This is a genomic window from Pseudonocardia hierapolitana (genome assembly GCF_007994075.1).
Lineage (GTDB): Bacteria > Actinomycetota > Actinomycetes > Mycobacteriales > Pseudonocardiaceae > Pseudonocardia > Pseudonocardia hierapolitana.
Genome location: NZ_VIWU01000001.1, coordinates 6,620,895 through 6,634,525 on the forward strand (window position 1 = coordinate 6,620,895; position 13,631 = coordinate 6,634,525).

The window sequence follows — 13,631 nt, forward strand, 5'->3', positions numbered from 1 at the left end:
AGCCATCGACGGTGAGGTGGCTCGTGATCATGTTCGGGGCATGTCCAGCGACGAGTCGGGGGCGCCGCTCAGGGCGCACATGATGCAGTTGACGTGGGGCTCCATGGTTTCTCAGGCCATCAGCGTTGCGGCCGATCTCGGGGTGGTCGACGCGCTGGCGGCTGGTCCGCGTCGGGTGGATGAGATCGCGACGACCGTCGGGGCGGACGCGTCGAGCCTGTACCGGCTGCTGCGGGCGCTCGGGGACGTCGGGGTGGTCGAGGAGCTCGACGGGCGGCGGTTCGCCACGACCCCACTCGGCGACCTGCTGCGTAGCGACGTGGCGGACTCGCTGCGCGAGTGGGCGATCATGGTCGGCAGGCCGTTCCACCGCATGGCGTGGACCGGCCTGCTGGGTGGCGTGCGGACCGGGGAGCCGGCTTTCGAGCAGGTACACGGCGCATCCTGCTGGGACCACGTCCGCGATCAGGCGGAGGACGGGCGGATCATCGACGCCGCCATGACCGTGGCGTCGAGCCGCTCTCTGGCGGCGATCGCCGGCGAGTACGACTTCGGGGCGGCCGGCATGGTGGTGGACGTCGGCGGTGGGCGGGGTGGGCTGATCGCCGCCATCCTGGCGGCAAATCCCGGCGTTCGCGGGGTGCTGTTCGACCTGCCCCACGTGGTGGCCGGCCAGATCGTGGAGGCGACCGGCGTCGGAGACCGCTGTGAATACATCGGCGGCAGCTTCTTCGAGGAGGTGCCGGCCGGTGGGGACGTGTACGTGCTCGCCAACATCATCCACGATTGGGACGACGAACGCGCGGCGGAGATCCTGCGGAACTGCGGCAATGCGATGAAGCCCGGTGGCCGGATTCTGCTCGCCGAGGCGGTGCTCCCGGACACGCTGGAGGCGTCGCCGGCGAAGCTGATGGATCTGGAGATGCTCGTCATGAACGTCCGCGGAGCGCGGCAGCGCACGGCGACCGAATATCGCGAGCTGTTCACGCGCGCCGGTCTGCAGATGTCGGGGATCGTCGACCGCATCGGGCCGTTCGACCTGGTCGAGGCCGTCGCCACGGAGCGATGCGGCTGATTCTCGGTTGAGCGGGACGCACCAGGGCGGGTTACCGTCGCGCCACTCGAACCTCTTCCACGGGGACCGAGGAGGCGGCGACGTGGGCGTCCAGTTCAGTACCGACGACGTGCAGGACGACGAGCGCTACGACTACTGGCTGCACCGCCACCGGGACGCTCTCGACACCGACCTCCGCCTCCTCACCGGTCGGCACCCTTGGTTCCGCGCCCGCTGCGCGATCCACACCCTCGGGGCGGTGGAAGCCGCCATCCTCTCCTATGGAGGTAGCCCGGCCCTCACCGCAGGCGAAGCCCGCCGCACCGCCGGGTACCCGGACCAGCTGGACGCGTACGAGATCAAGTTCTCCATCGCGTGCGAACAGTTCGTCGTGACCCAGGACGGCAGGCAGGCCGAGCTGCGCCCGGGCGACTTCGCGATCGTCGACATGACCCGGCCCTCGTCGGCGATGGCGAGCGGCCGCGGGCCCAAGCGCGTGGTCTCGCTGACGCTACCCCGTGGGACGCTGCCGCTGCCGCAGAGCGAGGTCGCCAAGCTCACCGCCGTACCCGTCTCCGGGCGGCACGGCACCGCTGCGCTGGTGTCCACGCTGCTGCGGCAGATCACCACCGATGCAGCCGCCTACGACCCTGCCGAAGCGACCCCGGTGTCCACCGCGGTGATCGACCTGATCGCCACCACATTTGCCGCGCGGCTGGACCGGCGGCCTGCGCTCCCGCCCGACGCGCAGCGCAACATGCTGCTGCGGCGCATCTACGCCCACATCGACCAACACCTCGGCGACCCCGGGCTGTCCCCGACCGCGATCGCCGCCGCACACCACATCTCCCTCCGACAGCTGCACAAGTTCTTCGAGCCCGAACCGCACACCGTCGCCGAGTGGATACGCCGGCGACGGTTGGACCGGTGCCGCCGTGACCTGACCGACCCGGCCCTGGCCACCCGGTCGATCGGCGCGATCGCCGCGCGGTGGGGATTCGCCGACGCGACCAACTTCCACCGGCTGTTCCGCGCCGCGCACGGAACACCCCCCGGCGCATACCGGCGGCTGATGAGCGAGCAGTAGCGACTCGACGCCGCCGCCGGCCGCCGAGCCCCGATGCACATCGATCGGCCGGGGCGTCGGCGACGGGGACGACGCAATGTGCACTGCGAGTCAATTGCCATGCGTGATCTGACATCGACACCTGAGGTTCGATGGCTGCAGCCTGGGACTGGGGCAACGAAGCCGGTCTGCGAGGTGAAAGATGAGAGAGATACTTCCCGGGGCCCTTGTGGTCGCCCTGACCTCGATCATGATCTTCGGTGCAGCAGGGCCATCGGCGTACGCCGAAGAGGGCGGCCGCAAGGCGATCGAGTCGAGCGCGATGCAAGTCGTGTCCGCATCATCCGAGGGCCCCGATCTGAAGAGGGGTCAACCCATGGGAGGACGTCTGGCGCTGCTGCCCACAGCGGTGCGAGAGTGCGGGATCATCACCTGCTCCGTCTACTACTCGAAGCAGGAGACCGTTGCGATGCAGAAGAAGGTGAGCGGTCTCAGTGGATCCCCTGCGCTGAACTTCTGCAAGTTGCTCAGCGAGACCCCTGTCGGCCCTTACTGCGCGGATGTCAACAGCTTCAGTCAGATGAAGGGCAACCTGGATGCAGCCGTGAAGAGAAAAGGGTGCATCGTTGCCCGCTACAGGCCGCTTCCGCCAAACATCGTCACAGGCAATCCGATTTCTTTTGGCAACGTGGCAGGCAACCACAAGAACTGCAAATAGGTTGCACAGATGCGGGCGTTGCGTAGCTGTGGCGCCGGTGTTGGCATCTGCACAGGGCGGTGCCGGCAACTCGAGCCGAGACCGCGGCCCGTCGCGGGACTTCGGGGCCTCCGCCCACGTCCTGGTCGTCCTATCGCTCGTTCTCGGTTCTGGCGATCACGGCTCGGAACCAGGCTGGGAGTGTGACCCGGCCGCCCGGCTCGATGAAGGGAGTCAGCGCCTCGTGCATCGCCTGGGCGACGGTGTGCGCGCCCGACCGGTGGATCGCGAGTTGCGTCGGACCTGCTCCGATGAGAGCCCGCACCGCGGTGTCGGTGTCGTCGAAGCGCACGCGGCAGTCGACCTCGTCGTCATCGTGAACAACCAGCCCGGTCGCTGCCAGGAGGTCGTCGAGTTCGCCCGGTTGGGAGAGGGCGAACATGCCGCTGTGCTTCATGCTCTCCAGCGCCTCGGGCGGGAACAGCGGGAACAGGGGCTTGAACACCGCCGCGATGCCCGACTCCGGCACCCGTGCGGGGATGACCACGACCACGAGATCGCGCGATACCCGGCCGGCCTCGATCAGGGCGCGGATCTTGTCGTCGGCGAACTGGAAGGAGCTGAATCCGGTCGCCACATCGACTGCGTCATCGGGCCACGGCAGCGCCTCGAGATCGCCCGTTCGAAAGTCCCCGCCCGGCACCCGCTTTGCTGCGATGGCGACGAGCTGCTGTGCCGCGTCGATGCCTGCGACGCGCGCGCCGCGGTCAGCGGCCATTCGCGCGAAGCGCCCGGCGCCGCATCCGCAGTCCAGCACCTTCTTCCCCGGTCCGATCTCGGCCCGGCCGAGAACGTGTTCGTACACCGTCGTTCCCCAACCATCGGGCCCCTCCCAGGTCTCCGCCCAGTCCCGAGCGTGTGAGCCGAACAACGGCCCCCACCGAGCAGCGCTGCCGCTGGACGGTTGATTCTGAGCCATGGCGACCCCTCCTCCGTGGTGCGCGGGTGAACACGTGAATGCCCGAGGCGGAACCGCTGTCCACCTGCCACGGCGCCGACGATCAGGAAGCAACTGTCACACCGTCGACCGACCTACCCCGTCGTCTCCCGGAGGCGGCGCCGTAGGTGTTCGGCGACGTTCCCGTCGGAGAAGAACTCGGCCGGGGACATCACCCCTGCGTTGACCTGTGCGAAGGCGTCCATCGCGTCGGGGTTGCCGTGCACGGCCTCGAGGACCTGCGCCAGCTCGGGCGGTGGCGGCTCGAGCGATGCGAGCTGGGTGGTGAACTCGTACATCGGCAGGACGTGCTGGTCCCGGGTGGAGTGGTAGCGGGCCATCGCGTCATCGAAAGGACGCTCCCCGGACAACGCCTCGTGCAGTGCTGTGGCGCACAGCTCGGCGTCGCGGAAGGCGTCGGTGATCCCCTGAGCGGTGATGAAGTCCTTGTTGTAGCCGGCGTCGCCGACCAGCGCCCACCCCGGGCCGTAGGGCTTGCGGAAGAAGTTCGGCACGGCCGTCCCGACGAAACGGGCCTCGCGGCGGGCAGCCCGGATCCGCTCGGCGAAGGCCGGCACCAGGTTGAAGATCCGCAAGAAGTTGCCTTCGATGTCGGTCCTGTTGGCCTCGAACTCCGCGATCGGCCAGCCGCCGATGACGAGCGTCATGTCGTCGTTGGTGGGAATCACCCCGAACCCGCGCCCGTGGTCGGGTCGGAGGTGGACCTCGTACCGACCGTTCGTCGGCAGCCCGGTGTAGTAGGTGTAGTAGCTGCACTGCAGGCGGGGCCGGCAGTGGTACTGCTCGGGCCGGACGGCCTCGGCGATACGGGAGTACAGGCCGTCGGCGCCGACGACGACCCGGGAATGCTCGGTGACGGTCGCACCGGTGCGGCCGTGCCCGCGGACGCCGGTCACACAACCGTCGGAGTGGACGACCTCGGAGACGGTGAAGCCCTCCCGCACCTCGGCTCCGGCCTCGGCCGCGGCGTCCACGAGGATCTTGTCCAGCACCGTTCGCCGTGGGGCGTAGGCGACCGGCGTGTCGGGCGTCCCGGGGGCTCCGGAGATCGTGAACGGCCCGAGGTCGAATGCATAGGTGTGGATCGGTGGGCACCCGGTCGCGGTCACCCGGTCGAGCAGGCTCCATCGCCGCAGCGCCGCCACGCCTGGTGGGTGGACGAGGTGCGTCGAGATGGTGTTGCTGGGGAACGTCGCCCGATCCACGACCAGGACCCGGTACCCCGCCCTGGCCAGGCACATCGCGGTCGGGGAACCCGCGCACCGGGCGCCCACCACGATGACGTCGTATCGGTTCTCGCTCATCTCCTGCCCCCGGTCAGCAGATTGGGAGACCAGGATGTGGATGCAGGAGCGCGCCAGTATCGGGGAGATCCCTCAGTTCCCGGCTGGTTTGTGCCGGGCGACATAGGCGGCCGCCTCGGCGCGGTTGCGCAGCCCGAGCTTGGCGAGCGTGTTGCCGACGTGGTGCTCGACCGTCTTGCGGGTGATGAACAGCCGCTCGCCGATCTCGACGTTGGACAGCCCGATGCCGATCAGCTGGAGGACCTCGGTCTCCCGTTTCGTCAGCGCGCCGACCCCCTTGGGGCCGGTCCGGACGGGCGCACCGAGCGACCGGAGCAGCGCTGCGGCGACGTCGGCGTGCCGGGCGGCGCCCTGCCGCTCGAAGGCCTCGAGCGCCGCCTTCGCCGCTGCGACGGCGACTTCGGGGGAGAGCCCCTCCATCGCCCGCGCCAGTTCCAGCCTGGTGGTCGCCAGCTCCATCGGTAGCTGTGCCCGTGCAAAGCCGTCCAATGCCGAGTGGAGGCAGCCGCGGGCGTCGCCCTGCCCGCTGGCCACGCACACGCGCCCCCTGGCCAGCGCGGCGGCCGCCGCGAGGTAGGGCCCGCGCTGCGCCTCGGCGAGACGGCCCAGACGGCGGGCGGCCCGCTCGGCGCTGTCGAGGTCGCCCTCGGCGAGATGGACGTCGACGAGCACCGCGAGCAGCGGGCCGAGTCTGGTCGTCTCCCCGACCCGGGGCACGGCGTCGTCCGAACCGGCGGTGCACCGCTCCAGCAGATCCCGGGCCAGCGCCGTCTCGCCGCAGGCCAGGTGCAGGGCAGCAAGTGTGCGGGCCGCGTCCGGATGGGTGTCGAGGCCTGCGAGGAGCTGGGCGGCCTCCTCCAGCCGCCCCTGCCGCAGGCGTAGGTCCGCCAGGCGGATCAACGCCGCAGCACGCGGCATACCGACGTCGAACAGCCGGGTGGACTCGACGAGCTGAACCTCCGCCTCCTCCCAGCGTCCGGCCGCGGTCAGGATGCCGCCGTAGTGGGCGCGGCAGAAGGCGCCGGCGACGTTGTGCCGCTGCACGAGCTTCGCCGCGCGGCGCATCCACTGGTCGGCCCGCGGGACGTCGGTGACCAGCTCGCATGCCCAGAAGAACAAGCAGAAGATCGAATCGACGGTGGCGGTCTCGGCCACCTCGCCTGCGCAGACCGCCGCCAGCGCCTCGTCGATCATGCCGAGCCCCTGCTCGGCCCGACCGGTCATGAGGAACACCCCGCCGAGGCACACCAACGCCTCGAACTCGACGTCGGGGTCGCCGAGCCTGCGCCCGATCGCGATCGCGTCGCGCAGCAGGTTCTCCCGCGCCAGTGCGTCCGGTTCCGCGAAAGATTCGTATATCAGCGCCCAGCCGTGCTCGGAGCTGTCCTCGCCGACCTCGGCCAGGATGCGGCGGAATCGCCCGAGCCACCCGCTCTGCACGGCCCAGTCGCCGAGCACGTTCCCGACGATCCACGCCACGGTGCGTGCCGCGCGGCCGGCGGCGATGACCTGGCGCTCGCGTCGGTAGGCGACGTACGCCCGCTCGTAGCAGCCGGCGGCGGCGGCATACTCCCGCTCCAGGTACAGCGCCTCACCCAGGGCTTCGAGGGTCGTGCCCGATGCGCCGTCGGCGGCGGCCTGCTCGACCACCCGGCGCGCCTTCGCCGCGTCGCCCGCTCGCAGAGCCGCAACAGCTTGCTCGATCAGGGGCGAGCCTACCCCCCAGATGATGACACTCCCGGCTGCGGAACGCGCGCGATTCGGCGTACGGGCCGTCGGCACCTCGTCGTGCGCGTCGCCATCCACCGGCGACGGCCCCACGGGGCGGTGACCGACGTCACTTCGCTTCGAATTCGAAGCAGCGGTAGCGTGGCCGTAGTTGCTTCGAGTTCGAAGCAGATCCACTTCGAGTGAAGGCGAGAAAGTCGATGAAGGCAGTGCGTTTCCACGAGTACGGCGACCCCGCTGTCCTGCGTTACGAGGACGTGGAGCAGCCGGTCCCCGGAGCCGGTGAGGTCCGGATCCGGGTCGCCGCGACGTCGTTCAACTCCGTCGACGGCAACATTCGCGGGGGCTTCATGCGCGGCCCGATCCCGGTGGTGTTGCCCCACACTCCCGGCCTCGACGTGGCCGGCACGGTCGACGCGTTGGGCGAGGGCGTGGACGGCGTCGAGGTCGGGGACGAAGTCGTCGGCTTCCTGCCGATGGACGGCAACGGCGCCGCCGCGGAGTACGTCCTCGCGCCGGCCGCGGTCCTGACGCCGGCACCCAAGAGCGTCCCGCTGCCCGACGCCGCCGCGCTGCCGGTGGTGGGCCTCACCGCCTGGCAGGCGCTGTTCGACCACGGCAAGCTGCAGGCCGGGCAACGCGTGCTGATCAACGGCGCTGGCGGAGCGGTCGGCGGCTACGCCGTGCAGCTGGCCAAGGGGGCCGAGGCGCACGTGATCGCCACGGCCAGCCCGCGCAGCAGCGCGGCGGTCGAGTCCGCCGGCGCCGATGAGATCATCGACCACACCACCACCGGGGTGACCGCGGCGGTGGCCGAGCCGGTCGACGTGGTGCTCAACCTCGCGCCGATCGACCCGGCCGAGCTCGCCGCGCTGGCCGGCCTGGTCCGCCCGGGCGGTGTCGTGGTGAACACGACGGTGTGGATGCCCGCGCCCACCGACGAGGAGCGCGGCGTGCGCGGGATCGACGTCTTCGTCCGCAACGATGCCGAACAGCTGTCCCGGCTGGTGGCGCTGATCGACCGCGGCGAGCTGCGCGTCGACGTCGCCCAGCGGGTACCGCTGGCCGAGCTGCCGGCCATCCACGCCCAGGCCGCCGCAGGCACGCTGGCCGGCAAGGTCGTCGTCCTCCCGCCCACCGCCTGACACCCAGCCGGCCCCGAAAGATCCGATCGCGTCGCTCGTGCGCTCGTGACCTGGCCTACGGTGGCGTGATCGCCGGCTTCGACTCCTACGAGGACGCTGTTGCTGCGGCCTCCGACGGCCGGTCCGCGGAACGCCGCACCGCCCGGCACCGGCTGGACGCGATGACGGGTCCCGCTGATCCGCAGTATCGGTTCCCTATGGCTGTCGCGACAGCCATGGACGACCGACACCCGCGATCTTCACGCTCATGATCCGCGGTGGCGGGGTGCTCCCGGTCGTGGGCAGCGACGGCGTCAGGTCTCGGGAGCACCGATGGCCCGCAGGTGCTCGATCGTGGCCTTCTTGCCCCGCTCGATGTGGTTGAGCATCGCCGATCCCGCTGCGTCGGCCTCGCGCGCGAGCAGCGCCTCGGTGACCGCCGAGTGGTCGAGCACCGAGCGGTGGCGGCGGTGGATGAACCAGATCGCCTGGTACGGCACGCCCGTCCAGAGCCGGTCGATGAAGTCGTCGAGGAACCCGGAGTGGGCGGCCTCGTACACGGCCCGGTGCCACAGCGCGTTGAGGTCGACGATCACCCCCTGCCCGCCGTCCTCCTTCTCGGCGGCGGCGCGGAACTCCTCGTGCAGCCCGCGGATCTCCTCGAGCTCCCGCTCGGACGCCCGCTGCGCCGCGAGGCGGGTCGCCAGCGGCTCGAGCGTCTCGCGGAGCAGGTAGATCTCCTCGGCGCGGGGGATCGAGTAACGGGTGACGACGTGTCCGTGGTGGGGGCGGTACTCGACGAGACCGTGCGCCTGGAGCATCCGCAGCGCTTCGCGGATGGGCGTCAGGCTCATCTGCATCTCGTCCGAGAGGCTCTGCAGGGTCAGCTTCGCGCCGCCGGGGAGCTGCCCGCGTTCGATCTGCCGCCGGATCACGGTGAAGGCCTCTTCGGCCTTGGTCGTCGTCCCGCGATCCCGCTTGCCCGGCATCGAGCCCCTTCCTGGTCGGTCCCCGCGTCAGGTGGACGGTACCGATATCGGTGTCGGCGCATCCTTCCCGAGGAGCGTGGCGACGACGTTCTCCACCGCCAGCTCGGCCATGCGGGTCCGCGTCTCGACCGTGGCCGACCCGAGGTGCGGGGCCAGCACGGCGTTGGGGAGCCCGCGCAGGGCGTCGTGCACCTCGGGTTCGTTCTCGTAGACGTCGAGGGCGGCGCCCGCGATCTCACCGTCGGCGAGGGCCGCGGCGAGCGCGGCCTCGTCGACGATCGGCCCACGGGCGGTGTTGACCAGGTAGGCGCTGCTCCTCATCGACCGCAGCGCGTCGGCGTCGATGAGGTGGCGGGTCTGCACCGTGAGCGGGCAGTGCAGTGACACGACGTCCGACGTGGCCAGCAGCTCGTCCAGGGGGAGCGGGCGGGAACCGCCCGCCTCGACGGGCCGCCGGGAGTGGTGCACGACGTCCATCCCGAACGCCGCGGCGCGCGCCGCAACGGCCTGGCCGATGTGCCCCATCCCGATGATGCCCAGCTGCTTGCCCTGCAGCCCGGACCCGAGCATGAACGAGATGTCCCACGACCACCCCGCCCCGGAGCGCACGAGCCGGTCGCCCTCGGACACCCGCCGCGTGACGTCCAGGAGCAGCGCCATGGTGAGGTCGGCCGTGGCGTCGACCAGCACGCCGGGTGTGTTGGTCGCGATCGCCCCGCGGGCGGTGATCGCGCGCACGTCGAGGTTGTCGTAGCCCACGGCCGTGTTCGCGACGATCCGCAGGTCCGGACCCGCCGCGTCGAGGACGTCGTCGTCGATCGTGTCGTTGAGCATGCTGATGATCGCGCTCGCGCCGTCGACGGCCTGGTGCAGCTCGGCGACGGACAGCGGCCGGTCGTGCGGGGAGACCCACACCGGACCGACGGAGTACAGCGGCTCGAGTGCGGCGGGCGGAAGCGCGCGGGTCACGACGATGCGCGGGGAGTCGGGGCTCATGCGGAGGGCTTCCTCGGGCTCTGCTCGTGGCCGTGCTGCGAGTCGTCGTCCTCGGTGAGGAGGGCCCGGGCACGGTGGGCGATCGGGTAGTCGACGAACGTACCGTCGTCGAGGCGGATGGAGGAGACACCGGCCGCTTCCGCCGTGCGGAAGGCCTCGTCGACGCGCCGCGCCCACCGCAGCTCGTCGGCGGTCGGGGCGAACGCCGAGGCGACGACGGGGACCTGGCGGGGGTGGAGCACCTGCTTGCCCCCGAACCCCAGGCGCCTCGCCTTCGCCGCGGACCGCGCGAGGCCATCGGCGTCGTCGAGGTCGAGGTGGGGCCCGTCGATCGGCTGCGGCTTCGCGGCGGCCGCCGCGGCCAGCACCAGCTGGCAGCGCGCGACGAACAGCTCCTCGCAGTCGGCGGTGGGGGTGACACCGAGCTCCCGGGAGAGGTCGGCCGGGCCGAAGGCGAGGGTGTGCACCCGCTCGTCGGCGGCGGCGATCTCGCGCGCCTCCGCGATCCCGGCCGCGGTCTCGACCAGCGGGATGATCCCCGTGCGGCCCGGTTCCAGGCCCGCCCGGCGTTCGGCCTTCCCGAGGAGGGCGGCCGCCGCGCGGACGGCGTCCGGGCTGGAGCTCATCGGGACGATCACCAGGTGGACGCGGTCGAGCACCGGCTCGAGCGCGTCGACGTCCGCCTCGGCGAGGCCGGTGTCGACGGCGTTGATCCGCACCGTGACGACCGGCCCGCTCGGCGGCAGGGCGCCGAGCGATTGGGCGACCGCGTGTCGGGCCGCGTCCTTGCGCGACAGGGCGACCGCGTCCTCGAGGTCGATCGCGATCCCGTCGGCGCCCGCCGCGGCGGCCTTGGGGATGCGGTCCGGGCGGTCGCCGGGCACGAAGAGCAGGGTGCGCAGCCGCAGGTGTGCGGGATTCCTCGCTCCCATCGTCAGTCCGCGTACCAGTTCGGGAGCTCGTCCTGCATGTCCACCCACACCGACTTGACCCGGGTGTAGTGCTCCATGACCTGCAGGCCGCCCTCCCGGCCGTAGCCGGACTGCTTGTAGCCGCCGAACGGCACGAGGTGGTTGATCGTCCGGGTGGTGTTGACCCAGACCAGCCCGGCCTCGATGCCGGCGGCGACCCGGTGGGCCCTGGCGACGTCGCGGGTCCAGACCGACCCGGCGAGGCCGTACTCGGTGTCGTTGGCCTTGGCCAGTGCGTCGGCCTCGTCGGTGAAGGTCATCACCCCGGTCACGGGCCCGAAGATCTCCTCGCGGACCATCCGCATCGAGTTGTCGACGCCGTCGAGGATCGTCGGGGTGAAGTAGTAGCCGTCAGCGAGCGCCGGTTCGGTGGGCCGGGAGCCGCCGCACACGAGCGTCGCGCCCTCCTGCGTGCCGCTCTCCACGTAACCGGCGATCTTGTCGCGGTGCTGCGCGGAGATCTGCGAGCCCATCTGGGTCGTCTCGGCCAGGGGGTCACCGACCCGGATCCGCCGGGCGAGCGCGGCGAACCGGTCGAGGAACTCGTCGTGCACGGAGTCCTGCACGAGGATGCGCGACGCCGCCTGGCAGGTCTGGCCTGCCGCCGAGAAGATGCCGTACGCGGTGCGGTGCACGGCCGCGTCGAGGTCGGCGTCGGCGAAGACGAGCGTCGGGGACTTGCCGCCCAGCTCGAACGTGACGAGCTTGAGGTCGGCCGCGGCCGTGGCGGCGATCTGCCTGCCCACCTCGGTCGACCCGGTGAAGGCGATCTTGTCGACCTGCGGGTGCGCCACGAGCGCGGCTCCCGTCGACTCGCCGAACCCGGTCACCACGTTGAACACCCCGTCCGGCAGCCCGACCTCGGCGATCAGGTGCGCGAAGGCGATCGAGGACACCGAGGTCTCCTCGGCGGGCTTGAGCACGATCGTGTTTCCGCCCGCGAGCGCCGGGCTGAGCTTCCAGGCCAGCATGAGCAGCGGGGAGTTCCACGGCACGATCGCGCCCACCACCCCGACGGGCTCGCGGCGGGTGTAGCTGAACGCCGATGCCGGCTGCGGGTGCGTCTCGCCCAGGACGGTCTGGCAGACGCCTGCGAAGTACTCGAAGTACCGCACGATCGCGTCGATCTCGGCGCGGACCTCCCGCAGCGGCTTGCCGTTGTCGCGCGACTCGATCACGGCCAGCTCCTCCCGGTGCCGGTCGACGACCGCGGCGATGCGGATCAGGAAGCGGGCTCGGTCGGCGGCGCTGACCCGCGACCACGCACCGGTCAGCGCCCGGCGGGCCGCGGAGACCGCGCGGTCGACGTCCGCGGCCGACGACCGGGGGAGCGTGGCCCAGACTCCGCCGTTGCGCGGCTCGTACGAGTCGAACACCGCCCCGTCCACGGCGCCGGTCCACTGCCCGCCGACGAGCATCGGCAGGGCGACGGGACCCCCGGTGCCGGCGCCGGACCGCGCGGTCGAGGCGAGGGTGGCGACGAGGTCGGTACCGGTGTCGATCCGGTCCTGGACGGTCATCGAGGAGAACCTCCTGCGAGCGTGCGTGGTGTCATGAGGTGGCGGCGGGCAGCAGCACGGGCTTGATCTCCTGGAACGCCTGCATGCGCGAGATCACGTCGTTGACCTGGTCGAGCGGGTACTGCCCGCTGATGAGCCGGTCGAAGGGCAGCCGGTCGGCGTAGCGCTCCAGCACCGTGAGGGCCTTGTGGTAGTGCGAGACGTCGCCGGAGAACGAGCCGATCACGGTGAGGTTCTTCTTCGTGATCGTGCCGGGCGCGATCGGCGTGGTGCCGGACCCGAGCTGACCCACCACCAGGTAGCGGGCCCCGAGACCGGCCATCTCGACCCCCTCGGCGAAGGCGGCCGGGTGCCCGGAGAACTCCGCGACGAGGTCGGCCCCCAGCCCGTCGGTCGCCTCGCGGACGCGGGCGAGCCGGTCGGCGGGGTCGGGCGTGTCCTCGAGCGAGATCACCTCGTCGGCGCCGAACTCCGTCGCGAGCTGCAGGCGCGCGGCGGGCGCGCCGACCGTCACGACCCGCCCCGCGCCCGCCTGTGCGAAGAGCCCGGTGGCGAGGATCCCGAGCGGGCCCGCCCCCTGCACGACCACGGTGTGCTCCGGGCCGACCCGGCCGGCCTGCTCCACGGCGTTGACCACGGAGCGCAGCGCGCAGCTGGCCATGCTGGCCAGCGCGTCCGGGATCGTCTCCGGTACGCGTACCCGGCCCGATCCCGGCAGCACGTAGGAGTGGCGGGCGAACCCGCCCATCAGGTACGGCCACTCCTGCATCGAGACGTGGCCGTACGCGGTGCGCTTCAGGCACATCGCGGGCCGCTTGCGCGTGCACATCTCGCAGCGCCCGCAGAACGAGTGCGTCCAGATCACGCGGTCGCCGACCCGCAGGTCCTGGCCGACGGAGTCGACGTCCGCGCCCTCGCCGATCGCGACGATCCGCCCGACCATCTCGTGCCCGAGGATCAGGGGCAGCCGGATGTCGAGGGCCAAGGAGCCTTCCCAGCAGTGCACGTCCGTGCCGCACAGCGAGCACGCCACGACCTCGACGAGCAGGCCGCCCGCCTCGACCGTGGGCGGCACCGGCACCTCCTCGATGCCGATCGGCTCGCCGAACGCGCGGACGACCGCCGCGAGCGTGCGGTCGGGAATCGTCGTCATCCGCTGGATCT

At 71.3% G+C, this 13,631-nt stretch carries 12 protein-coding genes; 4 read left to right on the plus strand and 8 right to left on the minus strand.

Translation table 11 applies throughout. The annotated features are described in order from the left end of the window. The first annotated feature begins 40 nt into the window (after nt 1–40). The 3 genes from FHX44_RS31375 to FHX44_RS31385 all read left to right on the plus strand — a co-directional run bounded on the left by FHX44_RS31375 (nt 41) and on the right by FHX44_RS31385 (nt 2,838). The gene (locus tag FHX44_RS31375; RefSeq protein WP_147259078.1) at nt 41–1,075 is read left to right on the plus strand and encodes a methyltransferase; all 1,035 of its coding nucleotides are present in this window, start codon (nt 41–43) and stop codon (nt 1,073–1,075) included. 82 nt (nt 1,076–1,157) lie between these two features. Then, nucleotides 1,158–2,141, plus strand: coding sequence for a helix-turn-helix domain-containing protein (locus tag FHX44_RS31380; protein WP_147259079.1), 984 nt, complete (start codon nt 1,158–1,160; stop codon nt 2,139–2,141). A gap of 181 nt (nt 2,142–2,322) precedes the next feature. Then, the gene (locus FHX44_RS31385) at nt 2,323–2,838 is read left to right on the plus strand and encodes a hypothetical protein (protein ID WP_147259080.1); all 516 of its coding nucleotides are present in this window, start codon (nt 2,323–2,325) and stop codon (nt 2,836–2,838) included. Nucleotides 2,839–2,968: 130 nt separating this feature from the next. On the opposite strand, the gene FHX44_RS31390 is transcribed toward FHX44_RS31385, so the two are convergent. From FHX44_RS31390 to FHX44_RS31400, 3 genes are all read right to left on the minus strand, one after another. Next, a complete protein-coding gene (locus FHX44_RS31390) occupies nt 2,969–3,682 on the minus strand; it encodes a class I SAM-dependent methyltransferase (protein WP_170309111.1) in 714 nt (237 codons plus the stop codon). A 227-nt stretch (nt 3,683–3,909) separates the two neighbouring features. Then, nucleotides 3,910–5,139: an NAD(P)/FAD-dependent oxidoreductase gene (locus FHX44_RS31395; RefSeq protein WP_147259082.1), complete on the minus strand. Its 1,230-nt coding sequence runs from the start codon at nt 5,137–5,139 to the stop codon at nt 3,910–3,912. 72 nt (nt 5,140–5,211) lie between these two features. Next, complete coding sequence (locus tag FHX44_RS31400; protein ID WP_147259083.1) at nt 5,212–6,789, minus strand: LuxR family transcriptional regulator; 1,578 nt, start codon at nt 6,787–6,789, stop codon at nt 5,212–5,214. A gap of 278 nt (nt 6,790–7,067) precedes the next feature. Here FHX44_RS31400 and FHX44_RS31405 point away from each other — a divergent pair, with 278 nt between their 5' ends. Then, nucleotides 7,068–8,012, plus strand: a complete 945-nt coding sequence (locus tag FHX44_RS31405; protein ID WP_147259084.1) for an NADP-dependent oxidoreductase — start codon at nt 7,068–7,070, stop codon at nt 8,010–8,012. 293 nt (nt 8,013–8,305) lie between these two features. On the opposite strand, the gene FHX44_RS31410 is transcribed toward FHX44_RS31405, so the two are convergent. The 5 genes from FHX44_RS31410 to FHX44_RS31430 are packed head-to-tail and all read right to left on the minus strand — an operon-like array spanning nt 8,306 to nt 13,620. Next, nucleotides 8,306–8,980, minus strand: coding sequence for a GntR family transcriptional regulator (locus FHX44_RS31410; RefSeq protein ID WP_147259085.1), 675 nt, complete (start codon nt 8,978–8,980; stop codon nt 8,306–8,308). A 27-nt stretch (nt 8,981–9,007) separates the two neighbouring features. Continuing rightward, nucleotides 9,008–9,976, minus strand: coding sequence for a 2-hydroxyacid dehydrogenase (locus tag FHX44_RS31415; RefSeq protein WP_147259086.1), 969 nt, complete (start codon nt 9,974–9,976; stop codon nt 9,008–9,010). Next, nucleotides 9,973–10,908, minus strand: coding sequence for an HpcH/HpaI aldolase/citrate lyase family protein (locus tag FHX44_RS31420; RefSeq protein WP_147259087.1), 936 nt, complete (start codon nt 10,906–10,908; stop codon nt 9,973–9,975). Before FHX44_RS31420 ends, FHX44_RS31415 begins: the two co-directional genes overlap by 4 nt. Before the next feature lie 2 nt (nt 10,909–10,910). Next, on the minus strand, nt 10,911–12,467 hold the full coding sequence (locus FHX44_RS31425; RefSeq protein ID WP_246170691.1) for an aldehyde dehydrogenase: 1,557 nt from the start codon (nt 12,465–12,467) through the stop codon (nt 10,911–10,913). Nucleotides 12,468–12,498: 31 nt separating this feature from the next. After that, a complete protein-coding gene (locus tag FHX44_RS31430; protein WP_147259088.1) occupies nt 12,499–13,620 on the minus strand; it encodes a zinc-binding dehydrogenase in 1,122 nt (373 codons plus the stop codon). Nucleotides 13,621–13,631: the final 11 nt, after the last annotated feature.

Bases quoted from the DNA above. Each gene is read 5' to 3' on its own strand.
- FHX44_RS31405 (WP_147259084.1), top strand. From the start codon at position 7,068: ATGAAGGCAGTGCGTTTCCACGAGTACGGCGACCCCGCTGTCCTGCGT.
- FHX44_RS31375 (WP_147259078.1), top strand. From the start codon at position 41: ATGTCCAGCGACGAGTCGGGGGCGCCGCTCAGGGCGCACATGATGCAG.
- FHX44_RS31415 (WP_147259086.1), bottom strand. From the start codon at position 9,976: ATGAGCCCCGACTCCCCGCGCATCGTCGTGACCCGCGCGCTTCCGCCC.
- FHX44_RS31430 (WP_147259088.1), bottom strand. From the start codon at position 13,620: ATGACGACGATTCCCGACCGCACGCTCGCGGCGGTCGTCCGCGCGTTC.
- FHX44_RS31420 (WP_147259087.1), bottom strand. From the start codon at position 10,908: ATGGGAGCGAGGAATCCCGCACACCTGCGGCTGCGCACCCTGCTCTTC.
- FHX44_RS31385 (WP_147259080.1), top strand. From the start codon at position 2,323: ATGAGAGAGATACTTCCCGGGGCCCTTGTGGTCGCCCTGACCTCGATC.
- FHX44_RS31395 (WP_147259082.1), bottom strand. From the start codon at position 5,139: ATGAGCGAGAACCGATACGACGTCATCGTGGTGGGCGCCCGGTGCGCG.
- FHX44_RS31425 (WP_246170691.1), bottom strand. From the start codon at position 12,467: ATGACCGTCCAGGACCGGATCGACACCGGTACCGACCTCGTCGCCACC.
- FHX44_RS31410 (WP_147259085.1), bottom strand. From the start codon at position 8,980: ATGCCGGGCAAGCGGGATCGCGGGACGACGACCAAGGCCGAAGAGGCC.